Source organism: Streptomyces sp. NPDC049915 (genome assembly GCF_040656475.1).
Taxonomy (GTDB): Bacteria; Actinomycetota; Actinomycetes; order Streptomycetales; family Streptomycetaceae; genus Streptomyces.
In genome coordinates this window covers 56,469-76,531 of record NZ_JBFAMH010000024.1, presented here as the reverse complement: position 1 = coordinate 76,531, position 20,063 = coordinate 56,469, and the positions used below count along the sequence as shown (strand labels likewise).

The following is a 20,063-nucleotide window of genomic DNA, read 5'->3' as shown; positions in this document are numbered from 1 at the left end:
GGCCAGGTTCGTCGTTGTTGTGGTTATGGGTGGGGACCTTGCTGATGTGCGCGTGTGGGCGAGTGAACTGGATGCTGTGCACGGGCGGTTCGTGCACCGGTTCAACCGGTCCGAGCCGCGGGAGTCGGCGCTGGCCTATATGCGGGGCCTGATCGCTCCGTTGCAGCGCAAGAACGGCTGGACACTGGCCGAGGAGGCCGGCCATGCCGGGCCGGACCGCATCCAGCGGATGTTGAACCGGATCGAGTGGGACGCCGACGAGGTCCTCGACGACGTGCGTCGGTACGTGGTCGACAACCTCGGTGACCGGGAGGCGGTGCTCATCGTCGACGACACCGACTTTTTGAAGAAGGGCACGCGCTCGGCAGGGGTGCAGCGGCAGTATTCCGGCACCGCGGGCCGCACGGAGAACTCCCAGATCGGTGTCTTCCTCGCCTATGCCACCGGCCGCGGACGCACGTTGATCGACCGGCGGCTCTATCTGCCCACGTCGTGGACGGACGACCGTGAGCGGTGCCGGCGGGCCGGCATCGGCGACGAGGTCGCATTCGAGACGAAGGTGGCCATGGCCAAGGCGATGGTCCGCAAGGCGATCGCCGACAGGATTCCCTTCACCTGGGTGACCGCGGATGCCGCCTACGGCTTCAGCAAGGGCTGGCGCTTCGAACTCGAGCAGGCCGACGTCTTCCACGTCATGGCCACCACCCGGCACGACACCGTCGTCACCCGCTGGGCACTCGACCACCCCGTCCACGATCTGTTCCCCGGCCTGCCACGGCAGAAGTGGAAACGCCGTTCCTGCGGTGAAGGCGCCCACGGCCGGCGGATCTACGACTGGGCCCGCGTCGAGGTCAGGCCCTGGCACCGCGAAGACCGACTGGGTCATCGCCCGCCGCAGTGTGAGCAGGCCCGAGGAGATCTCCTACTACATCGCCTACTGCCCCGCCGACACCACGCTGGACGAGCTGATCCGCATCGCGGGCAGCCGCTGGGCTGTCGAGGAATGCTTCCAGACCGCGAAGCAGGAGTGCGGCCTGGACGACTACCAGGTCCGCCGCTATCCCGGCTGGCACCGCCACATGACCCTCGCCATGGCCGCCCACGCCTGCCTGACCGTCCTGCGGGCCCGCCAACTGGACACCGAGAAAGCAGAAACGGATCCTCCCAACTCATCCACCTCAGCCTCGCCGAGATCCGACGCCTGATCACCCGCCTCACCGACCGCCGCCCGACCCCCATCGACCACGTCCTGCACTGGTCGACATGGCGTCGACGACGCCAGCACCAAGCCCGCCTCAGTCACTACAAACGACGCGGACACAGCCCCTGAAAACTGCCCAGCACTCAGGACAGACACCGTTGCAGTACTAGAGCAGTTGGCTGTGGCGGCGGCCATCATGGCGGCTCCGGCGGCGATGAACCCTAGCCCCCGCCTGGACCTCGGCCTGCGTCTGGCTCAGCGCACTGCACATCCAGCACCTCGTCGTGACCCGCGCCCACCAGCCCACCGACCGCCGCCTGCGTCCCGCGTCCGCGCCGACGCACCGAAGGACGCCGTCCAGGCTCCTGGTGCGCTGGGCACCTCCGGTCGTGGAGAACACGGCCCCTTCGGCCCCTGGCCCGACTCCACGGAGCCGGAGGACAACGCCGCCCCCGTACGGACGAAGCCGGAGTCATGCTGGGATGAAGCTCAGCCACCAACCTGCCCACGCGCACCGGTGGGCGCATCGGCAGCCTGTCCGCGCTGATCCGCGCAGCCGCGCTCCTGGACGGCACCGAGAAGATCACGAAGAAACAGCCGTCCAACTCGACTATCTCGCTGAGCAGTACGCACCGCCCCCAGCCGAGCAGGCCCCGTCCGGCCACTCCCCGACGGCCGCCTGAAAAGGGTTGTCCTTGTCTTTCTTATTCCTGGCCCACTGTTCGACGCGTCCTCATCTGCGGGCACCCACCGGCCGCTTGAAAGCTCACCCACCAGACCAAGTTCCTGTCCTCACCTGCCCAAGACCGCCCGGCCTCGGGCGCCATCCGCACAACACCTGTCGAAGGCGAGACGACCCATCAAGCGGCTTGACACCCTGGCCGCAGGGGCCGGGCGTACGGCTCGGGTGTGGCCGTGGTGGATCATCGTCAAAGTCGTGCGGAAGGTGTCGTGGACGTTCAAACGGGATCCCCGCCAGCCGTGCTGAGCAGGTACTTCCCATCGACAAGCGGTCCGGCGGGGTCGAAGATCTGCTTGTGACTGATGACGATCTCATTCTCGCCGCGCGCGAGGAGGTAGCCGGCCGCGAACTGCCGGAGCCCGCCGCCGTGGCCGATGTGGCCGCGGCGGAGCTGCTGGTGGGACACCCGATGCCCCCACTCCTGCGGCGGCTGTATCTCGAAGTGGCCAACGGTGGCTTCGGGCCGTGGGACGTGGTGTCTCTGACCGATACCGGCGACTGGTTCAGCGACTGCGCGGATATCGCGGAGGCGTATCGGGACTTCGCCGATCCCGACAGCCCGCTGCCGCCAGGGATCGTCCCGCTCATGGACCGGGGCGGCGCAATGTGGGCGCTGATCGACTTCAGAACGGCCGACGGTCAGATGTGGGACTGGGACCCCAATCTGTGCTGCACGGAGCACGCCTTGGCCCCGCTCGGACCGTCACTGGCCGAGTGGCTCGGCGACTGGCTGAGCGGCACCATGCCTGACGGCCCCTACCCCCACCGCGAGCAGGCCGCCAGAGACTGCCCCGCGCGCTGACACACCCAGCCGTCACATTGCTGGCCTTGTCCCACAACCAGTGAAGACGCTTACCCGCCCTTTCAACCTGCGCACCGATACCCCGTCCCCTGCAGATCAGCAAACCAACAGCCCCCACCACGCATACGAAACACGCCTGGCTACTCAACTCGCCTCAACCACACCAGACGGGCCGGAGCGGATGTCAGGGGAGCGCGAGCACTGCGGCGATGGTGGAGCGAAAATTCTGGTCGTCGAGTACGGCCCGGTAGTCCCGGTAGTGGGAAAGCCGCGAATCGCGGGCCTCGATGAGGCGCAGTGCCCGCCGTGCGGCCGGCGTGACCGTGCCGATGCGCAGAAAGCCGCGCAGTGCCTCGGCCAGGTCGCCGTAGCGGTCGTCGTCCCCCGTGAAGCGCACGACGACCTGCTCCAGTACCGTCAGGGTGGCACCCGGATCGCCGGTGATCGCCCACAGGGCAACCGCCGCCGTCGCCCTCCCGTAGTCGGCGTTCTCCATGACCTCACGCACCCGTCCGACGTGCGCTGCCGCGGCGGGGCCGAAGTCGGACAGGAGGAGGACCGGTCCGTGCGGCGACGCCTGCTCGTCGTGCAGCGCCTCGCCCAGGAGTCGCAGGGCGGTGCCGTCGTCACCCCCCGCGATGCGCCACGCGGCCCACGCGGTCCTGTAGTGGTTGCCCGGGTGGTCGAGGACGACCGCATCGCGCACGGCGGACGCCGTTGAGGCGGCAGCGGGGCCCATCGCCAGCAGCACGTCGACCACGCGCATCGAATACCGCGTGTCCTTCAGGAGCGGCAGGACGACCGGGAGCACGGGCAGCGCGTCCGGCCCCCACTTTTCGGCGACGTGCAGCAAGGTGCCCATGATCTCGCCGTGGGCGCCGTGACGTTCGTGGTCCTGCCGCACCTCCTCCAGCAGCGCGGGCAGGAGGACGTCGGCGTGCTCGCGCAGCGGCGCGAGGACTTCGTGCATCTCCGGCCGGCGCGGATCGCCCGCCACCCAGCTGCGCCCGAACTGCTCCCGGTAGGGCGCCCAGAGCGACTCGACCAGGCCGGGGAGGCCGCGGGGGTCGCCGAGCCGGACCAGGGCCCAGCGTGCGAAGTCGCCGACGGTGGCCTCGATCCAGGAGATTTCGTCGGTCCCGGGATCGTCGAGCAGTGCCGCCAGGCGGTCGGCGTACGGGCCGGAGTCAGGCGCGAGCATGGCAAGGAGGTGCGCGGCTTTGAGCCGCACGCAGTCGTCGGCACAGTCCAGCAGCCGTGCCGCGAGGGGCAGCACCGTCGGTGCCGCGGAACGCCGCAGCACCAGGTGCCGCCACGCCTCGTCCAGGACGACCCGGCGCAGCCCGTCGTCCGCAGTCCGTTCCGCCGCCTCGGCCAGCCGGGTCACGAACGACAGGCCGGCCGGGGCGTCGTGGTCGAGGAGTCCGGACACCCATGCGGCGACGTCGTCACGGGTGAAGGGGATCTCGACGTCAGGCAGCCACCAGATCTCCTCGAACCGGGGCCGAACGGCCGGATCGGCGAGGACGTCCAGCAGCAGGTCGGCATGCCGGAGGGGAGCGTCGCGGTCGAGGGACGCCCGGGCGATCACGGCCGCCACCTTCATCACCGGCTCGTCGTCGCGCAGCACCCGACTCAGCACCGCCTCCACCGCGCCGGTGAAGTGGTGCCGGCTGCCGGGAGACCCGGTCTCGGGGGCGCCGGTGGTCGTCGCGGCACGGGTGCCCAGCGCCAGCAGGAGGGGCAGGCGTACGGCCGGGTGCGTCTCGGCGTGCCACCGGCCCAGCAGCTCGTCGTCGTCCGCAAGGAGGAGGGCGGCCCGGCGAACGTTCGGCAACGGGTCCGCGAGGAGCGCCGTGATCTTGTCGCCCTGACGCCGCCACTCCTCCCGCCACGTCGCGTGCGTGCCCTGCTCAGCGGTCTCGCGCGCCGCACCGTTGAGGGCGGCGAGCAGTTCGACGAGAGCGACTCGTGCGCCGTTGGCTGGGTCGCAGGCGAGCGCCGTGAGGAACGGCAGGGCCGCGGCCGCGGCCGACGGCAGCCCGCCTCCCGGGACGAACAGGCAGGAGTACAGCGGGTGGCAGTCCTCCTCCGTCGCCGCCGGGCCCCGCCTGACCAGGCGGCGCAGCGCCCGCGGGACCTCCTCGACCGGATGATGTTCCGGCAGGCCTGTCCGCAACCGACTCCAGTCCACCGCGTCGACGGAAGTTCCCGTCACTCCCCCCCCCCCCCGTAAGTGCGCTGTACGTCAACCTGTTGACATCCTGGCATCGACCCGACGGGGTGATCACTCCGGTTTTTTCTCGATCATGTTCGAGGCCCGGACTGTGCCATGGCACCCCCCGTGGTCGGCTCGTAGCCGATGGCAGGTCAGAAGTCGTACGGTTTCCTGATGTTCCAGTTCAGTACGTCTGCCTCGTTCCAGCTGAACTGCGGCTTCTGGCCCTTGGTGTCGACGGAGTAGAACGGGCCGTTGTGACCCTCCGTGCCGCGCAGCGCGATGGCGAACGACTGTGCCGTGTGGTTCTTCGAGCCGTAGTCGAAGAGGTTCACCGCGCTGTATGCCTTGTCTCCGGGCCGGAGGACGATGTGCTTGTCGCCGCCCGGGATGTCCTTCTTCGAGTGGGGCAGTGCGGCGCTGTCGACGTCTCCTCCGAGCTTCACGGCCGGGTACGAGGTGATCCAGCATGGCTTGGAGCCCTCGTTCGATGCGGTGACCAGCAGGTGGTCGCCCTGCTGTCCGGCGAATCGGTGCACGGCGGTGACCAGCAACTCGTCTCCGCGGCACGGTCGGGCGTCAGCCGTTGCAGCCGTTGTGCCCTTGCCCGCGCCCTCGCCCGTGCCGCTGGAGGGGGTCGCCGAGGAAGGTGTGCCCTCCTTGGCCTTTCCGCCGCTGCTGGGCTCTGCCGCGCTGCCCATGCCGTCCCCATCGGACGCGGGGCGGCTCTGCGCGGTGCCGGCGGTGTGGTTGCCGCCTGCCGGCTGCGAGCCGTCGTCGGCGCCCCCGCAGGCGGTCAGGCCCAGTGCCAGCGCGGCGGTGACGGCGGCCAGGGAGGCCGAACGGGCGGTACGGCGGGCACGGTGCGTGGTCATGATGAAAGCTCCCCCATGGTTGCCGGGACGCGGCACCTGCTCTGCTTCCGCCGAGCGACCGGCCGCATCCGCTGTTTCGCTGCATCCCGTGAGATGACGCCGCGACGGGCATCGTTCACTCCGGTCTGTCCGCATTTGGTAACAGGCAACGGGGCAGGCACACCGGTTCTTGCCGCCGCCGCCACGCTGGTCGCTCACGTGGCAGCGGCGGCCGTCACAGGGAGGACCACCGCCGCCCCACCCCCGCTCGCCGGCCTCACAGACCGGGCCCGTCCCGCCTGGGAGGTCAGCCCAGGCTGGGTGCGTTCTCGCGGGACGTGGTGAGGCGGGTGGGCCCGGCAGCGTGGAGGCGCTCCAAGTAGGCATGCGCCGCGCACACGGCCCGACCAGGCATGTCACTTTCCTGCCAAGGTGAGGGCGGTTCGTCCGGTCGGGCATTCCCGGCGCATACGCTCCCTCCCGACACGTTCGAGGGAAGGTTTTGAATTACGCAACCGAATCACGCTCGGGGCCGTACTCGCCACTGCGGTCCTGTCCTGACGGCCTGCACGGCCACCACGGCCAGCGCGGCCGGGGCCGCACGGGACGCCTCACCGGCCGCCTCGAAAGACTGCGGTGCCGTGCGGCTGACGGGGTCGTTGCCCGCGCCGCCGGCCAGCATGGCCGTGCAGCAGCGGGTCACGATCGGCGAGGACTGCAAGCCGGTGCTGGGGGGCGACGTGCGGCTGGTGCCGGCGTAGAAGGAGGACCGCGGCGCCGCCAGGACCCTGACGGCTCCGGCCGCCACGGCGGCCGGCGAGGGCCACCGCGCGCCAGTTCAAGAGCTGGAACGAGATGTTCGACTACTGCAACATCCGGATGACCGGGCTCTACACGAACTCCCACTGGACGGCGGATGTCGGCAATGGCTACTTCGTTGACCCGGCAGCCGAAGTCCTTCTGCGGTTCAAGCAGTACGGCACTGTCAATGCCGGCGCGGACGAGAAGGACGGGGGCCTGGTGATCGGCTCGAACGGTGGCGGCCTGTCCTATGTCGTCGGCCCTGGCGGAGTGATCTACCGGACGCGAACGGCGTCGCTGGACGAACCCGAGCTCGACCAAGTAGCTGATGACCTACGGCAGTTTCTCGAGCTGCTGGAGCGATCCCTGACACGGTTCGTCGCCACCAGCGAGCCGGGATGCCTGTGATTACGGGACTTCCCAATGCTGATGCCAAGCGGCGACTGCCACGGGGAGTGCAGCCTTGTCGCACTGTCTGTCCCGGATCATCGCCCACAGAACGTTGACGCGTCGGCGGGCAAGGGCGAGGAGGGCCTGCTTATATCCCTCCCCCTCGCTCCGCTTTCGCTGGTAGTACGCCCTGGAGGCGGGGAGCACTTGAAGCTTGCCAGCGCAGACAAGTACATCGCCCGTAGCAGCCCGCGGTGATAGCGGCGGGGTCTGTGCAGATTGCCACTGACGCGGCCGGAATCGCGTGGCTGCGGGGCCAGGCCGGCGAAGCCGGCCAGGCGGTCAGCACTGTCGAAGGCGTTCATGTCCCCGACCGTGGCGGCGATGAACTCGGCGTCGAGCCGGGCGCCCCTGCCTCCTCGACGACCTTGGACCTGGCGCTGGGGCGGACGCGGTCGAAGAAGGGGTGGGTGAGGTATTCGGTGTCATAGACGAAGCCGGGGTCCACGACGTACTTGAGGAAGCTGTCGACGATCTTGCGCCCCTGGCTCGGAAGATGGATGAGCACGGCTTCCAGCGCGGCCGCGAGGTGGGCGCGGGCGTACTCCATCGTCGGTTCGTAGAGTTCGCCGAGGGGTCGGATGGACGGGTGCGCACACAGGTGGCGGTCGTCGCGGATGCGCTCGAGCTGCTTGCGCTGGGTGAAGTCGATCAGTTCGAGCTTCTCCGCCGTGTCGAGCAGGGTCCTCTCCAGGGTGAGCATCGATCTGGCGTGGATCCTGGCAGTGGCGCAGCAGATCCCGGGGGACCCTCAAGTCGTCGACTACGGCGTGCCCGTGGCAGCGGAAGCACGCCACCGGGCCGAAATCCTTGACCACGAGGTCTACCCCGAACCCCATCACAAGGCCGCGGCGCTGCTGTGCGAGCTGGCGAGAAACCCGAGTCTCGAGATGAGGAACCTGCTGTTCGCGGCAACCGTGACCGCGGCCTACCTGTCGGCGTGCGGCCTTCCGGTGAGCCCTGGCCTGGACACTGTGCTCCCGCTGGCCCGCGCCGCCCGGGATGGACTCCCTGTGCGCGAAGTCGCCGCCCAGATCAAGACCTGGACGAGCTGATCGAGCGGCCGCTCATCCCGGTACGGAGCCAGGTCAGGTCCCAGATCGTCGACAAGCGTCACCCCGGCCATCCACATGCGTGGTCAAGGCCGCAGTTGCCGCGACCGCAGCACTACGCAGGGCCGGTCACGCGGCAGAGGGTGCCTCACTGCTTTTCGAGCCGCCGACGAAATTGGTCACCAGCGCGCGGATCCGGGAGCGGAGCTCGGACCACTCTTCGCTGGTTCGGTGATCCGCCTCCATCTGCTCAAGCACCTTCTGGAAGGACAGCAACGCAACGCGGCCGCGGCGACGGCTCAGCGCGGTCCTGGCCTCCTGTAGTAGGGGCTCCCTGGTATCCGCGCCCTCAGCGCGGCGGTGCAGAGCGGTAATCCGGGGAAGGATGTTGAGGTCGCCCCGAATTCGGACGAGCTGTCGCTCGGACCATATGCCGACCGCGGCTCGTCTGCCCTTCCAGAGCGCGCACCCGACACCAGCGCTCCACATCGAAAGCATCACGATGCGGACGGCCGACGTTGAAGGCTGCGGGATCAACCCGGTGCTGAGGAGCATTCCGTACGGCCCCTGGGCCAGCCCTATGGCCATGCACCACTGCAGAGCAGTAGCGGCCACGGGCACGTCCGCTTGAGGCCAGTGACGCTCAACTGCCGTTCAGGGTTCTCGGAGTCGAAGCGGCTGGCCCGCATCTCCGAACCCGGAAGGACGACAACGACCTTCGCTTGATGATCGCGCGAGGGAGGTCGTGTCGTGGCCGCTATGAGTATGGAATGGTTTTATTCACGCGTTGGGACAGCGGACGTTCACGACGTTCAGCGGCGTTCTGATGGTGCCGTGTTCGATGTTCATGGGAGGTGACAGCACCAACTCAGGGACGCTGTCGGCGGCTGGCGTCTCCGACTGTTGAGAGGCGGCCGCTCAGATCGCATGGGAGCACGGAGGGGTCAGGTCGCGATGCCGCTCATCGGCGTCAGGACGCGTGAGGTAGCTGCAGTCCCCGGAGAAGGAGAGCGACCAGGCGTCGGGGGTCGTAGCGGGGGTCGGCGTCGCGTCCGACGCAGAGGTTGCCGATGCCGCGCATCAACTCGTATGGCTGCGTACCGGGCCTGATGTCACTGGCCTCGACCGCAGCGTCGAGCAGTTGGGCGCAGACGGGCAGCAGGCGGTCCAGGAAGTAGGCGTGCAGCGCGGCGAATCGGTCGTGGTCGGACTGCAGGGCGTCGGCGAGTCCGTGCTTGGTGACGAGGAAGTCGACGAAAAGGTCGATCCACTGGCGCAGTGCGTCGAGCGGGGAGTCGGCACTGGCCAGCAGGTTCGGGCCGGCCTCGGCGCATGCCTCGATCTGATGGCGGTAGACGGCCGTGACGAGGTCCGCCCGGGTCGGAAAGTGGCGGTAGATCGTGGCCATCCCGACGCCCGCCCGGGCCGCGATCTGGCGGATCGGCGCATCGACGCCGGAGGTGACGAACACCTCGGCGGCAGCAGTGAGCACCGTCTGCCGGTTGCGCTGTGCGTCGGCCCGCTTGCCTCGGGACGGCGACTGCCCTGCAGGGGTGTCGGTGGCCATCGCGCACTCCTTCCACAGCGATTGACAAAACGGAGCAATGCTCCGAATAATAAATGGAGCGTTGCTCCGCTTCAGGTTAGTCGAAGCGGGATGCCCCTGACCACCTTGTCCGTCATCGGTTGCAGGAGACCAGCGGACAGCAGGTGCCACCGAAAGGGAACCCACATCGTGACCATGTCCACCATTCCTAGCGCCGACGCCAGCGGCACGGCCGCCCCGGTCCTGTCCTTCAGCCCCGTAATCCTCTCTGTGCCCGGACGTCCCGTGGATCTCCAGGTACGCGTCTCCGCGCCCGCGACCGGAACCGGTCTTGCCGTCATCCTCCTCTCCCACGGCGGCGGCCCGTCGAACAACCTCTCCTCGCTCAACGGCTACGCGCCGCTCGTCAACCTCTGGGCCGCTCACGGATTCGTGGTCATCCAGCCAACCCACCTCACCTCCAGGACGCTGAGCCACCTGGTCGCCGACGCCGCCGGGGCGCCTTTTTTCTGGCGCTCGCGCTCCGAGGACATGTCGCACATCCTCGATCGGCTCGACGTGATCGAGAAGGCCGTGCCGCTGCTCTGCGGGCGGATCGACCACACCAAGGTCGCCGTTGCCGGGCACTCGTTCGGGGGCTTCACCTCCAGCCTCCTGCTGGGTGCCCGGGTCACCGACCCGCACGAGGGGGGAGAGGTGAGCCTTTTCGAACCGCGGATCAAGGCGGGCGTGCTGCTCGCCGCGCCCGGCAGGGGCGACGTCCTCAACGGACCGATGGCCGACGCGCTGCCGGTCTTCCGGACCATCGACTTCTCCACCATGACCACACCCACGCTGGTCGTCGCCGGCGACAAGGACGACTCCCGGCACTTCACGGACATGGGACCGGACTGGCACGCCGACCCCTACACCCTCGCCCCCGGGCCCAAGACCCTGCTCAGCCTGTTCGGCGCGGAGCACGGACTCGGCGGGATCGCCGGATACGACGCCGCCGAGACCACCGACGAGAACCCCGAACGAGTCGCCGCCCTCGCCCGGCTCACCGCGGCCTACCTCCGCACCCAGCTGCGCCCCGGTGCCCCCACGTGGCAGGCCGAGTGCGAGGCACTGACGACCGACCCTGATCCGATAGGACGAGTCGAATCCAAGTAAGCCCTCGCCCCACGGCCACGTCCCTCCTCGGACGGTCCGCACCGTCGGCCGCACGAAGTCAGTCAGCAGGCTGGTACTCAACGACGGTGCCCAGGCAGCCGACCGCCACGGTGTGAGCGCCTGGGCACCAGGGCCCTCAGAGGTAATCGGCTGCTGCGGCGCTTCCCAGACTCCTGCACTGTTCGAATCGCAGCCGACCGTGGGCGCTGCCCAGAGGTATGGGGGTAGCGGGTCTCAGGGGTTCGGGTGCGAGGCGGCCTTCGGGCGCCAGCGGCTGTCGTGCAGGGGCGGGAACCGGTGGTCCTTCACGTCGGTGAAGTGCTCGTGGCGCTGCCCGCAGTCACATGCGTAGATCGCGGACTCAGGAACCATCTCACCGTGGCGCCATGGTGATCGCCGTTGTCTGAGGGCTCGCACCTGCGCCGTCCGATACGGCTGCTGCGGCGGTTCCGTTCCGTTGGGCTTATTCCTCGATCACAGCTGCACTATTGAGGCCGGCTTGCTGCAGGGTACGCAGCACGGCGCGCCGCGGCCCCCGCACGGTGGTCGTCCCGGAGTGGAGCGTGACGGCCCGCAGCAGCGCGTAGGCGCAGGCCAGCTCGATGTGGGTCACGCCGCGCAAGTCCAGAACCCAGTGTGCTGCGCCCTGCAAGCGTGGATCGTCAAGCCGCTCTTCCAGGGTGCGCAGGGCATGGGTGCTGACGTCTCCGGTCAGGGTCACTTCGACGTGCTGGTGGTCGACCGCATTGATCATTACGTCTGGTCGCGAGGCTTGAGGTTCAGCTGGCACAGCGGCCTCCTAAGCTCCTCAGTTCCATCCCCCACTCCAGTCTGCCTGCTGATAGAAGTGGTCTGCGGGCAGCGCCAGGTGTGAGGACTTCTCCGACGGGCCGGGGCAGTGGCAGGTTGCGAGCAGCATCGTCAGGACCATGGTGGGCGGTGTGTGTCGGCGGCTGAAGGGTGCCTTCACCAGGGCAGCCGGGCGGAGGAAAATGGCAAGGGCCGCAGTGGATGATGCACGGGCTGACGCGTACTGATCACGATCGAGATTCGTGTGAGGCCGGCGCTCGGAGCGGTCATCGCTGAGCAGAGGGCCACGTTCCGAGCGCTCAGAGGGGCTGGGTGATGCAGGGTTTCCGAGGATGGTTGGCTCAGTTCCAGCAATCTCGCACATCGCTGGGAGACCTCGCCCGCCTTGCGGCAGGAGACCCAGCCTGGCCTGACGGCCCCGACCGGCTCCAGACCTACACCGACTACATGGAGCGAGCGGGGGCCTCCCCCGCGGCACTGCAGATGCTCATCGATGCCTGGATCCTGTACGCCGCGCACGAAGAAGCACCCGCAGCGCACACGACCGGTCGCTGAGGCCGTTCCAAAGGCTGGGACAGCCGCGTTCAGCGATGAGCTGCGCTCTCCAGCGGGGTGCCGGGCCGGTTCTTGGGCAGCAGCACGCGCAGGGCGCCCGGCCGGATTGCGCACGCGACGGGGAGAGGAAGTCGTACCGCTTCTCCATCGATGCCGGCGTCGAGATGCCGCGCGTCGCCGTGCAGTGTGATGCCGGGGGCCGACCAGATGACGGCCCCTTCACCAGCTGGGCGGGCACCGCGCTGGCGGTCGCGCAGTTCGCTGCGCAGGTGCCGCAGGAGGTCGGGAGGAGCCTGGGCCGGGCGTTTGAGGACGATAGCGCCCAGTTGTCCGGTGGTGAGGGAGAAGCGGCGGCCCAGCCAGCGCGGTGTGGTCAGGTGGTAGGGGTTGTTGGAGATCAGCACCACTTGCGGGCACTCGACGGTTCCCCATGGGGTGTCGACTCGGGCGTCGACCCACTGCTTTCCCCTGAGGTAGTCGGGCGCCACCGCGGCGAAGGCGCGAGGCTTGTCCTCCCGGTATCCGGGCTCCAGCAGGGCGTCGGCGTACATACCGAAAGAGACATTGTTGACGAAAACGCGCGGACCGACCACCCCGAGGTCCACCTGCGCTGGTTCACCATCGACCAGGGCGTCCAGCGCCTTGCCCGGATCGCCGAGGTCGAGCCCCAGATCCCGGGCGAAGTGGTTGCGAGTGCCCGCCGGGACCACCACCAGCGCCCGGCCCGTGCCGGCAGCCACCGCGGCGACCGCCGACACGGTGCCGTCGCCGCCCGCCACTCCCAGCACCTGCGCCCCCTGCTCGACGGCGTCTCGCGCGAGCGACGCCGCGTCCCGTTCCGCACTGGTCGTCCAGACCTCGGCCCCCAGCGCCTCGGCCCGCTGCGCCAGGCCGTAACGGGCCGTCTTGCCCCCGCCCGAGCGCGGGTTCGTCACGATCACCACCCGGGCATGCGTGCGACGGCCGGCCATCACCGCACCGCGTCTCGGCGCCGGGCTTCCGCCGAAGGAGGTGTCCTGTGGCTCGGTGCCGGGCGGAGTCAAATCGCCGGTGCGCGACGGATCGGAGGGGGATGTCATACCGCCTCACCCTTCCGGGAACAGCAAGGTGGACGTTTCCCTCCATCGTTATCCCTCCTGGGCCGTATCGCCTGGCGGGAAAGGATGTGATCAAGGCAGGGGGTTGTGTCGGCGCCGTCCGCTTGGGGCGCTCGGCCTGAAGGCTGCTTACGGCAGCGAATCGATGAGCAACCGGGATGCACACCAGCCACGGACTGTTCTGGTCCTCATCCACCCACCGGGCCCGCGCCGCCATGCACATCACTATGCGGGATCCCCATCAACCCCGCATCACCGCCTTTGTCTCCGCCAGTAAGCAGACAAGACCCATCCAAGCGGACCGTCAGCGGCGGAACTCCCCAACAGCCCTGCCGAGGTCACGTTCGGTCTCCCCCACACTCTGCAGGCCCCGGCCAGTCAGGTAGTCCAGGCGCTCGCGGGTTTCGGGCAGGGTGATCAGGCTCTGAAATGTTGCGGCATTGGAGCAGATGTGTGCGGGCTCTGCCAGTGTGGGGTCGTTGATGGCGCACTTGGCGGCCTGGACCGCCTGGCCGGCAGAGCGCGGTTGATCCAGCCATAGTGTTCGGCGAGGCCGACGTCGAAATCGCGGACGGCAGAGGTGGATCTTCGTGGCGAGCAGGCCCGCGAACGCGGCGAACTCTGCCGTCAGTCTGTCGCGGCCGACCCCGGCCTCGTGGTCCCAGACGAGCGTCTTGGGCACCGCACCCCAGGCGGACAGCAGCCGCCAGTGTCCGTCGATCAGGTCTCCGGTCGTGCGGGAGGGCAGCATCCGTGCGGCGATCACCCGCGAGTAGCCGGACATCATCACCAGCACCGGCGGGCGACCGGTTTGCCCATAGCCGAGCGGGATGTCCGCCTCGGGAAACCACAGGTCGCACTGGGCCAACTCGCCCGGCTGATAGGTCGTGCGGAAGACCGGATCGACGGGAACGCAGGCAGCCGCAGTTCCCGCGCCCGCTCCTTGAGGACCGTCATCCCGCGGTCCCACCCGATCCGCTCGGCGATCACCGTGGCGGGCATCGTCGGAGTCTCCCTGAGCAGCTCACGGATCTGCACCTCGACGGCATCGACCACCGAGCCCTCGGCCGAACCAGGCACTGTCGGCGGCACGGGCACCAGTCGAACAGAGCGTCGCAAGGCTGAAGACCTGGCGGATCTTCCGCAGGGCCCGCTGCAGCCCGAACCGCCTGTCGTCAATCGCCGCTCCCGTCCTCACCCTGGAGCGTCAGCGCTGAAAACGCTCAGTGAGTCTTACGGCTTCGCCTTAGCACCTCAATGCCGGCCTGGTCCATTTCCTCGGGTGTTCCGCCGAGGCGGTGGATCATGACCCAGCGACCGTCGTCCATCGCTCCGGCGAACAGCGAGGCGTCGCGCGTGGCGCCATTGTGCCAGCGCAGGGAGCCTGCCGCTGCCAGGACGGCGCGGGGTCGCCCAACCTGCGTTCCACGAGGAGTCGTACGACCAATTCCGCGGGCCGAGCGGTGACCCTGGCCGCCTGCGGCGACATGGTCCACGAGTCCGACCGCCTGCAGGGCAAGCTGTGTGAGGGGCCCTGCTTCGACCTGGCCAGCCGCAAGGACAGCGGTGAACGCGTGGTCCGGATCCCGGACATGTCCCAGCCGCAGCCATCCTGGGAACGGTACGCCGCCGGAGCCCGCAAGCTCGGCCTGGGCAGCATGACCGGCTTGCTGCTCTACACCGACGACGACGACTTCGGCGCACTGAACCTGCACTCGCGCCGCCGCGGAGCCTTCGACAAGGACATCGAGACCGCCGGCTGGCTGCTCGCCTCACACGCCGCCGTCGCGCTGGACAGCGCCCGCACCATCGACCAGCTCGAGCACGCCAAGGAGTCCCGGCACGCCATCGGCGAGGCCATGGGCATCCTCATGGAACGCCACAAGCTGAGCGAGGACGACGCCTTCAACGTGCTGCGCCGCATCTCCCAGGAGCACAACATCAAGCTCCGCGACGTCGCCCAGCGGGTCCGGCGCGAGCACACCGGCCCTGCCTGAGCACCACACGACGTGTGCCGTGGCGGCGCCACCGCGCTGCAGCGCGCGATTGGCCGGGGGCGTCACGGGTGGCAGGTGAGGACAGGGCGGGCAGGCGACGGGGGGGTGCGCCTGCTCGCCCCGTGGGCAATCACCCGGGGGGATGCGGGCATTGCAGGGCCGTAGTTGCGGCCTATCTACTATGAGCGCACGGGGCGCCCCTCCTGTCACAACCGCGATGACGCGTCCGCAATCGGCATGCCTTCTCCCCCGTCGTTGGTGACGCGGCTTTGCGGCATCAGCAGCAAACGGCCTGCGCCTGCCAGCTGGAACAGTCGCGCGACGGCGGGCGTGACCGGTCTGGACACGGAGAGACCCACTCCTCGATCCTGGCAGTTGATGCTGGTTGCCAGCAGGAGGTTCAGACCGGCACAGTCGCAAAAACAGACCCGGCTGAAGGTCACCTCGACCTGCTGGGCGCCGCCGGCGGCAGCGGTCTCCAAGCAGCATCGTCCGCACCCCGGTCCTCGCCGTTTCTCATGGTCGGGACCGTGACAACTGAGGTCGGTCCGGCGTTTCGGGCATGTTGGATGAGGTAAGCAAGCGGTTATTGCGTGGTGTCGTGTTGCACTCATGGCCCACTGGCCGAAGATGCGTACGTCTTCTGGTCTGCCTCGGCCGAGGCGGTGGGACGAAGGCGTATGGCCAGGGACAGCAAGGCGGCTGCGGCGCAGGCGGCGGCCAGGGCGAGCCAGACGGGGTCGTAGCTGCCGAAGGTGTCGCGGGCGACGCCTCCCACGAAGGAGGCCGAGGCTGCACCGATCTGGTGTGCTGCGTTGGTCCAGCCGAAGACGATGGCGCTGTCGTCACCGTAAAAGGTTCGGCACAGGGCGATGACGGGTGGCACGGTCGCCAGGTCGAGCAGGCCGAAAGCGACCACGAAGGTGATCATGGGCGCGATGACGGTGGCGGTCATGATCAGGGGCAGACTGACCATCACAGGCCCCGCAGGAGGAAGTAGGCGGCGAGGAGCCGACGGGCGTATATGCGGTCGGTCAGCCGTCCGGAGGCGATCGTGCCGACCACGTTGAAGATGCCGATCAGCGTCAGCAGGGTCGAGGCCGTGGTGACGGGCATGCCGTGGTCGTGGGCCGCGGGGGCGAAGTGGGTCCACATGATGCCGTTGGTGGATGCGCCGCAGATGGCGAATGTACCGGCGAGCAGCCAGAAGGGAACGGTGCGGGCGGCACTGCGCAGGACGATCACGGTGCGGCGGACCGCACCGGGAACGGGTGCCGGGCGCGGGATGAAAGTCTCGCTGCCGTAGGGGCGTCGCCCGATGTCGGCCGGGTGCTCGCGCAGTACTAGGTAGGCCATGGGGGCGACCGCCAGTGCTGCGAGTGCGAGGCTGATGAGGGCGGGGCGCCAATCGTAGCGGGGTACGCCGGGCCAACGGTTCCTCAACGGTCAGCCAGGGTCTGGCCATGGGACGGCAAGGGTTGGGCAGGTCGCCAGTTGTTCACTTGTTGGCTCTACTCGCATAGACCGCCGCAGTGGTGTCATGCCGTCAGATGCCCGGCACACCATGCCGTGCCGTGACTGACGGAGGCCCCCACGCAACGGACACGCCGACTCGCCGCCGCATCCTCCGCGTTGGCTCTCGCCGCGGCTGGCTTGGTCTTGTCGACCACCAGCGCGCATGCCGTCCCGACAGCCTCGTGCTCGCAGTCGTACCTGCCGCTGCCGGACCCGGCCTGCCAGCCCGGCGCCTACAATGCCCTGATGGACGAGGGCGTCACCTGAGACGGTTCGCCGTCGACGCCGAGGTCGTGGAGGAGCGAGCGCATGGTTGAGGGGAGCCCGGCGATTTGCCGGGCTCCCCTCAACGAGGCTCGCCGCACTCGATCTGAGGGCGGCTGGGACAGGCGAGCGCAGCGTACGCGGCCCCCCGTGGGAGCTGGGTCAGGATAGGGAGGAGCGGGGCCAGATCATCGTCTTCCGGCTGCTGCGGCCGCTGGAGAGTCGTACAGGTCGTACGTCTCGATGCCCAAGTCGCTGTCGAGGTGAAGCCGATGGCCGTTCTGCTGGAGGGTGCCGTGCAATGGGGCTATGTCGTCCAGCTGTCCTCGCGGCACGTCGATCTCATTTCCGCGCTGGGTGCCCTGAAATGACTTCGTTTCACCCACGGGCGTCCAGCGACCTTTGCCGTTCGCCTGTTCCTGGATCGAGTACGTCCCGTCGATGGGTCCGTTGTCGTCCTGGGACGTCCAGGTGAGTACCTCGCGCTGGTTCAGGCTTGGGTCTTGAGGGTCATAGCCGTAAAAGGTGTGCTTGACGATCTTGTGGGTTGGCTGTGACGACTGTGCTGGCTGTGACGACTGGCTGTGGCTGCAGCCGGGAAGCACCACGACGATCATGGCAATGCCAACAGCAACTAACGCGGGTCGAGAGCCCATGCGCATTCTCTCTCTTGTGTGACGACAGTGATGTCTTCATGCCCACTTAGTCCGGTCGGCCCCCCTCAGGGCGGCGGCCACCGTCAGGGCCAGGGTCAGCACCATGCCGTCAACCAGGCCGACGTCCGGCAAGGGGCCCGTGAGGAGCCAGGTCAGAAGGGGCGGGCCGAGCACACCCACGAGCCAGTCGGCGCCGACCCCACCGGCAATCCACGGCCCTTGCCGGCATTGATGCTTCTTCCTCTTCGGTTCGCGCGGGGTCGCCCCGGTCACGAGAGAGGCGCCGAGCGGGCAGGACCGAACCGGGCCCACCCGCCCCCGTCTGCACACCGGGTGACACAGACGTGCCACGTAAGGACTGCGTCAGGATTGCCCCACCCGGCGTCAGGAAGCCGTCAGTGGCAGTCACCCTGCCCTCTGTACCGCCTAACATCGACGGCATGCAGCGGAACCCGGTCGGTGACCGCGACTGGCCCGGCAGCGCCCGTCTGGCGACAGACTGCGCCCTGCTGTTTGGCGCCGCGACCCTGCTCGGCGACTGGGAGGCGGGGAGCCTCACCCCGCTGCGCTCGCTGCTGTGGAGCGCCCTGTCAGCCGTCGACCTCCTCATCCTGCTGCCGCCCCAGGTGACCGCAGGCCCCGGCTGGCTCGCGGTGCGCACCCTGGCTTCAAGGACGCCATGATCGTCGACGCCGACGCCGACATCCCCGCCGCGGCCGACGCGGCGCTCTGGGGCGCGTGCAGCAACGCCGGGCAGACGTGCATCGGCGTCGAGCGGGTCTACGTCCACGAGCAGGTCTACGACGAGTTCGTCGACGTACTCACGACCAAGGCTGCCGGCCTGTACGCGGGCGCCGACGCCAAGATCGGACCGATCACCATGCCGGGCCAGCTGCACGTCATCCGCCGGCACGTGCAGGACGCCCGCGACAAGGGCGGCCGCGCGGTGGTCGGCGGTCTCAATGCCGTGGGCGAGCGCTACGTACAGCCGACCATCTTGGTCGATGTGCCGGAGAACTCCCTGGCGGTGCAGGAGGAACTTCGGACCGACCATGACCGTCGCGAAGGTGCGGGACATGGACGAGGCCATCGAACTGACCAACTCGACCGCCTACGGCCTCGGAAACACGGTCTTCAGCAAGCGCCAGGGCATGACTGTCGCCGAGCGGATCCGCTCGTGCATGTCCGCGGTCAACGGCGTGATCAGCTTTGCCGGCATACCGAGCCTGCCCTTCGGCGGCGTCGGCGACTCCGGCTTCGGCCGCATCCACGGGCCCGCCGGCCTAAAGGAGTTCACCTTCGCCAAGGCGATCGCCCGGCAGAGGTTCAGGCCGATGCTCACACTGACCACCTTCGACCGCACCGAGAAGACCGACAGGCTGTTCACTCGAGTGATCAGCCTTCTCCACGGGCCCAGGACGAGGAGGTAGCCGCAAAGCACCCAGGGGCATCAGCGAAGGCCTCGCCCCGATCCCGAGCCCGCCAGATCGACTGCACGCCGACCGGGCCCGGTGGTGCGTCGATGCGGCACCTGGCGTGTCCGCTCGCCTCCTGTCTCGTACGGGTCGGCCCAGCCGGTCCGCATGAGGCCGTCCACTCTTCGTGCCGCTTTCGTGCCGCCGGGCTCAGGAAGCCCCGCTTCACCACGGCGTTCATGGCTCGGATTGACCTGCCAGTCCTGCACGTTGGTGATTTGATCAAAAAGCAGGTCCAGCGCGGTGCACGCCTCCCCTGCCCGGCGCACGAACGTGGGGACGTCGACGTAGAGAGGATCCGGGCGGGCCGGCACCGTCTTCCCGCCCTGGCCCTTGACCATGCTGTACCGCAGCGCCTGGCCGCTCGGATCCAGGCATGGACGTCGTCGCAGAGTGATACGACATCGCCCTGAAGATGCATCCGGAACATCGGTGCGAGCTGGGCGAGATAGTCGGTCAAGACGTCGAGCTGGTGGGTGTGCGCGAGCTTCTTGCCGACCTTCCCCACGATCTCGGGCGGCACTTCGCCCGGCGCAACCTCGAACGTGATGCTGTCGACCAGGGCGCGCAGCACGACTTTGAGCCCCAGTTCGAGGGCATGCCGGCAGTTGTACAGCACGACCAGCACCAAGAATCGTCGGCGCGGTTGTCGTGCCAGTGCTCGGCCGGCAGGTCGCCAGCTGTACGGAATGCGAACGCAAGCGCCGCATCGGTCTCCAGCTCCGGCTCAGCCGCCCCGGAGGAAGAGCCAGCAGGCCGCCCGCCGAGGACCGCGTAGTCCTCTGACCAAGGGCTCGGGAACGAACGGGAGAACACGGCACGACTCGTCATGAGGAACATCTTGGAGTCCCGGACGACGGCGTGGGAGCGATTAAT

The 20,063-nt window shown here is 68.5% G+C and carries 20 protein-coding genes and 5 pseudogenes; 10 read left to right on the top strand and 15 right to left on the bottom strand.

All coding sequences use genetic code 11. The annotated features are described in order from the left end of the window. The first annotated feature begins 25 nt into the window (after positions 1-25). Both AB0J12_RS30965 and AB0J12_RS30960 read left to right on the top strand, forming a co-directional pair. Positions 26-1,205: pseudogene (locus AB0J12_RS30965) on the top strand (IS701 family transposase). A 1,033-nt stretch (positions 1,206-2,238) separates the two neighbouring features. Beyond that, the gene (locus AB0J12_RS30960; RefSeq protein ID WP_363267871.1) at positions 2,239-2,745 is read left to right on the top strand and encodes an SMI1/KNR4 family protein; all 507 of its coding nucleotides are present in this window, start codon (positions 2,239-2,241) and stop codon (positions 2,743-2,745) included. Positions 2,746-2,929: 184 nt separating this feature from the next. Here AB0J12_RS30960 and AB0J12_RS30955 read toward each other — a convergent pair whose 3' ends face one another. From AB0J12_RS30955 to AB0J12_RS30945, 3 genes are all read right to left on the bottom strand, one after another. Beyond that, positions 2,930-4,963, bottom strand: a complete 2,034-nt coding sequence (locus tag AB0J12_RS30955; protein ID WP_363267870.1) for a hypothetical protein — start codon at positions 4,961-4,963, stop codon at positions 2,930-2,932. A 152-nt stretch (positions 4,964-5,115) separates the two neighbouring features. Next, positions 5,116-5,838 (bottom strand): DUF4232 domain-containing protein, encoded by a 723-nt coding sequence (locus tag AB0J12_RS30950; protein ID WP_363267869.1) that lies wholly within the window; start codon positions 5,836-5,838, stop codon positions 5,116-5,118. Positions 5,839-6,337: 499 nt separating this feature from the next. Continuing rightward, complete coding sequence (locus AB0J12_RS30945) at positions 6,338-6,625, bottom strand: hypothetical protein (RefSeq protein ID WP_363267868.1); 288 nt, start codon at positions 6,623-6,625, stop codon at positions 6,338-6,340. A gap of 47 nt (positions 6,626-6,672) precedes the next feature. On the opposite strand from AB0J12_RS30945, the gene AB0J12_RS30940 reads away from it, so the two are divergent. Beyond that, positions 6,673-7,026, top strand: coding sequence for a hypothetical protein (locus AB0J12_RS30940; RefSeq protein WP_363267867.1), 354 nt, complete (start codon positions 6,673-6,675; stop codon positions 7,024-7,026). Here AB0J12_RS30940 and AB0J12_RS30935 read toward each other — a convergent pair. Both AB0J12_RS30935 and AB0J12_RS30930 read right to left on the bottom strand, forming a co-directional pair. Then, positions 7,027-7,379: pseudogene (locus AB0J12_RS30935) on the bottom strand (transposase); the annotation flags it as partial. Continuing rightward, positions 7,370-7,771 (bottom strand): hypothetical protein, encoded by a 402-nt coding sequence (locus tag AB0J12_RS30930; protein ID WP_363267866.1) that lies wholly within the window; start codon positions 7,769-7,771, stop codon positions 7,370-7,372. The pseudogene AB0J12_RS30935 and the gene AB0J12_RS30930, both read right to left, overlap by 10 nt. On the opposite strand from AB0J12_RS30930, the gene AB0J12_RS30925 reads away from it, so the two are divergent. Beyond that, entirely contained in the window at positions 7,764-8,123 is a 360-nt protein-coding gene (locus tag AB0J12_RS30925) for a hypothetical protein (protein WP_363267865.1), read from the top strand. The genes AB0J12_RS30930 and AB0J12_RS30925 overlap by 8 nt on opposite strands. A 126-nt stretch (positions 8,124-8,249) precedes the next feature. Here AB0J12_RS30925 and AB0J12_RS30920 read toward each other — a convergent pair whose 3' ends face one another. Together AB0J12_RS30920 and AB0J12_RS30915 are read right to left on the bottom strand one after the other, a co-directional pair. Further along, on the bottom strand, positions 8,250-8,675 hold the full coding sequence (locus AB0J12_RS30920; RefSeq protein ID WP_363267864.1) for a hypothetical protein: 426 nt from the start codon (positions 8,673-8,675) through the stop codon (positions 8,250-8,252). Between the two features lie 415 nt (positions 8,676-9,090). Continuing rightward, the gene (locus tag AB0J12_RS30915; protein ID WP_363267862.1) at positions 9,091-9,687 is read right to left on the bottom strand and encodes a TetR/AcrR family transcriptional regulator; all 597 of its coding nucleotides are present in this window, start codon (positions 9,685-9,687) and stop codon (positions 9,091-9,093) included. A 174-nt stretch (positions 9,688-9,861) separates the two neighbouring features. On the opposite strand from AB0J12_RS30915, the gene AB0J12_RS30910 reads away from it, so the two are divergent. Beyond that, positions 9,862-10,818, top strand: coding sequence for a chlorophyllase (locus AB0J12_RS30910; protein WP_363267861.1), 957 nt, complete (start codon positions 9,862-9,864; stop codon positions 10,816-10,818). Between the two features lie 234 nt (positions 10,819-11,052). Here the strand turns inward: AB0J12_RS30910 and AB0J12_RS30905 are convergent, their stop codons facing one another. Together AB0J12_RS30905 and AB0J12_RS30900 are read right to left on the bottom strand one after the other, a co-directional pair. After that, a complete protein-coding gene (locus AB0J12_RS30905) occupies positions 11,053-11,190 on the bottom strand; it encodes a hypothetical protein (RefSeq protein ID WP_363267860.1) in 138 nt (45 codons plus the stop codon). Between the two features lie 91 nt (positions 11,191-11,281). Next, the gene (locus AB0J12_RS30900) at positions 11,282-11,572 is read right to left on the bottom strand and encodes an STAS domain-containing protein (protein ID WP_363267859.1); all 291 of its coding nucleotides are present in this window, start codon (positions 11,570-11,572) and stop codon (positions 11,282-11,284) included. A gap of 371 nt (positions 11,573-11,943) precedes the next feature. Here AB0J12_RS30900 and AB0J12_RS30895 point away from each other — a divergent pair, with 371 nt between their 5' ends. Then, positions 11,944-12,183 (top strand): YozE family protein, encoded by a 240-nt coding sequence (locus AB0J12_RS30895; RefSeq protein ID WP_363267858.1) that lies wholly within the window; start codon positions 11,944-11,946, stop codon positions 12,181-12,183. 29 nt (positions 12,184-12,212) lie between these two features. Here AB0J12_RS30895 and AB0J12_RS30890 read toward each other — a convergent pair whose 3' ends face one another. Together AB0J12_RS30890 and AB0J12_RS30885 are read right to left on the bottom strand one after the other, a co-directional pair. Beyond that, positions 12,213-13,127, bottom strand: coding sequence for a diacylglycerol kinase family protein (locus tag AB0J12_RS30890; RefSeq protein ID WP_363267857.1), 915 nt, complete (start codon positions 13,125-13,127; stop codon positions 12,213-12,215). 457 nt (positions 13,128-13,584) lie between these two features. Next, positions 13,585-14,148, bottom strand: a complete 564-nt coding sequence (locus tag AB0J12_RS30885; RefSeq protein ID WP_363267856.1) for a hypothetical protein — start codon at positions 14,146-14,148, stop codon at positions 13,585-13,587. Positions 14,149-14,350: 202 nt separating this feature from the next. On the opposite strand from AB0J12_RS30885, the pseudogene AB0J12_RS30880 reads away from it, so the two are divergent. Both AB0J12_RS30880 and AB0J12_RS30875 read left to right on the top strand, forming a co-directional pair. Continuing rightward, a pseudogene (locus tag AB0J12_RS30880) lies at positions 14,351-14,497 on the top strand (IS5/IS1182 family transposase); the annotation flags it as partial. A 201-nt stretch (positions 14,498-14,698) separates the two neighbouring features. Further along, positions 14,699-15,277, top strand: coding sequence for a GAF and ANTAR domain-containing protein (locus AB0J12_RS30875; protein WP_363267912.1), 579 nt, complete (start codon positions 14,699-14,701; stop codon positions 15,275-15,277). Positions 15,278-15,483: 206 nt separating this feature from the next. Here AB0J12_RS30875 and AB0J12_RS30870 read toward each other — a convergent pair whose 3' ends face one another. From AB0J12_RS30870 to AB0J12_RS30860, 3 genes and pseudogenes are all read right to left on the bottom strand, one after another. Continuing rightward, entirely contained in the window at positions 15,484-15,759 is a 276-nt protein-coding gene (locus tag AB0J12_RS30870; RefSeq protein ID WP_363267855.1) for an STAS domain-containing protein, read from the bottom strand. 128 nt (positions 15,760-15,887) lie between these two features. Beyond that, positions 15,888-16,690: pseudogene (locus tag AB0J12_RS30865) on the bottom strand (MFS transporter); the annotation flags it as partial. Positions 16,691-17,244: 554 nt separating this feature from the next. Next, positions 17,245-17,673 carry a hypothetical protein gene (locus tag AB0J12_RS30860; RefSeq protein ID WP_363267854.1) on the bottom strand — a complete coding sequence of 143 codons (429 nt, stop codon included), beginning with the start codon at positions 17,671-17,673 and terminating at the stop codon, positions 17,245-17,247. A 479-nt stretch (positions 17,674-18,152) separates the two neighbouring features. Here AB0J12_RS30860 and AB0J12_RS30855 point away from each other — a divergent pair, with 479 nt between their 5' ends. Both AB0J12_RS30855 and AB0J12_RS30850 read left to right on the top strand, forming a co-directional pair. Next, a complete protein-coding gene (locus tag AB0J12_RS30855; RefSeq protein WP_363267853.1) occupies positions 18,153-18,395 on the top strand; it encodes a hypothetical protein in 243 nt (80 codons plus the stop codon). Then, positions 18,392-19,142: pseudogene (locus AB0J12_RS30850) on the top strand (aldehyde dehydrogenase family protein). The gene AB0J12_RS30855 and the pseudogene AB0J12_RS30850 overlap by 4 nt, the downstream one beginning before the upstream one ends. A gap of 20 nt (positions 19,143-19,162) precedes the next feature. On the opposite strand, the gene AB0J12_RS30845 reads toward AB0J12_RS30850, so the two are convergent. Further along, on the bottom strand, positions 19,163-19,528 hold the full coding sequence (locus AB0J12_RS30845) for a hypothetical protein (protein ID WP_363267852.1): 366 nt from the start codon (positions 19,526-19,528) through the stop codon (positions 19,163-19,165). Positions 19,529-20,063: the final 535 nt, after the last annotated feature.

Bases quoted from the DNA above. Each gene is read 5' to 3' on its own strand.
- AB0J12_RS30855 (WP_363267853.1), top strand. From the start codon at position 18,153: ATGCAGCGGAACCCGGTCGGTGACCGCGACTGGCCCGGCAGCGCCCGT.
- AB0J12_RS30940 (WP_363267867.1), top strand. From the start codon at position 6,673: ATGTTCGACTACTGCAACATCCGGATGACCGGGCTCTACACGAACTCC.
- AB0J12_RS30900 (WP_363267859.1), bottom strand. From the start codon at position 11,572: ATGATCAATGCGGTCGACCACCAGCACGTCGAAGTGACCCTGACCGGA.
- AB0J12_RS30910 (WP_363267861.1), top strand. From the start codon at position 9,862: ATGTCCACCATTCCTAGCGCCGACGCCAGCGGCACGGCCGCCCCGGTC.
- AB0J12_RS30845 (WP_363267852.1), bottom strand. From the start codon at position 19,528: ATGGTCAAGGGCCAGGGCGGGAAGACGGTGCCGGCCCGCCCGGATCCT.
- AB0J12_RS30950 (WP_363267869.1), bottom strand. From the start codon at position 5,838: ATGACCACGCACCGTGCCCGCCGTACCGCCCGTTCGGCCTCCCTGGCC.
- AB0J12_RS30895 (WP_363267858.1), top strand. From the start codon at position 11,944: ATGCAGGGTTTCCGAGGATGGTTGGCTCAGTTCCAGCAATCTCGCACA.
- AB0J12_RS30915 (WP_363267862.1), bottom strand. From the start codon at position 9,687: ATGGCCACCGACACCCCTGCAGGGCAGTCGCCGTCCCGAGGCAAGCGG.
- AB0J12_RS30905 (WP_363267860.1), bottom strand. From the start codon at position 11,190: ATGGTTCCTGAGTCCGCGATCTACGCATGTGACTGCGGGCAGCGCCAC.
- AB0J12_RS30930 (WP_363267866.1), bottom strand. From the start codon at position 7,771: ATGCTCACCCTGGAGAGGACCCTGCTCGACACGGCGGAGAAGCTCGAA.
- AB0J12_RS30920 (WP_363267864.1), bottom strand. From the start codon at position 8,675: ATGCTCCTCAGCACCGGGTTGATCCCGCAGCCTTCAACGTCGGCCGTC.
- AB0J12_RS30860 (WP_363267854.1), bottom strand. From the start codon at position 17,673: ATGATCGTCGTGGTGCTTCCCGGCTGCAGCCACAGCCAGTCGTCACAG.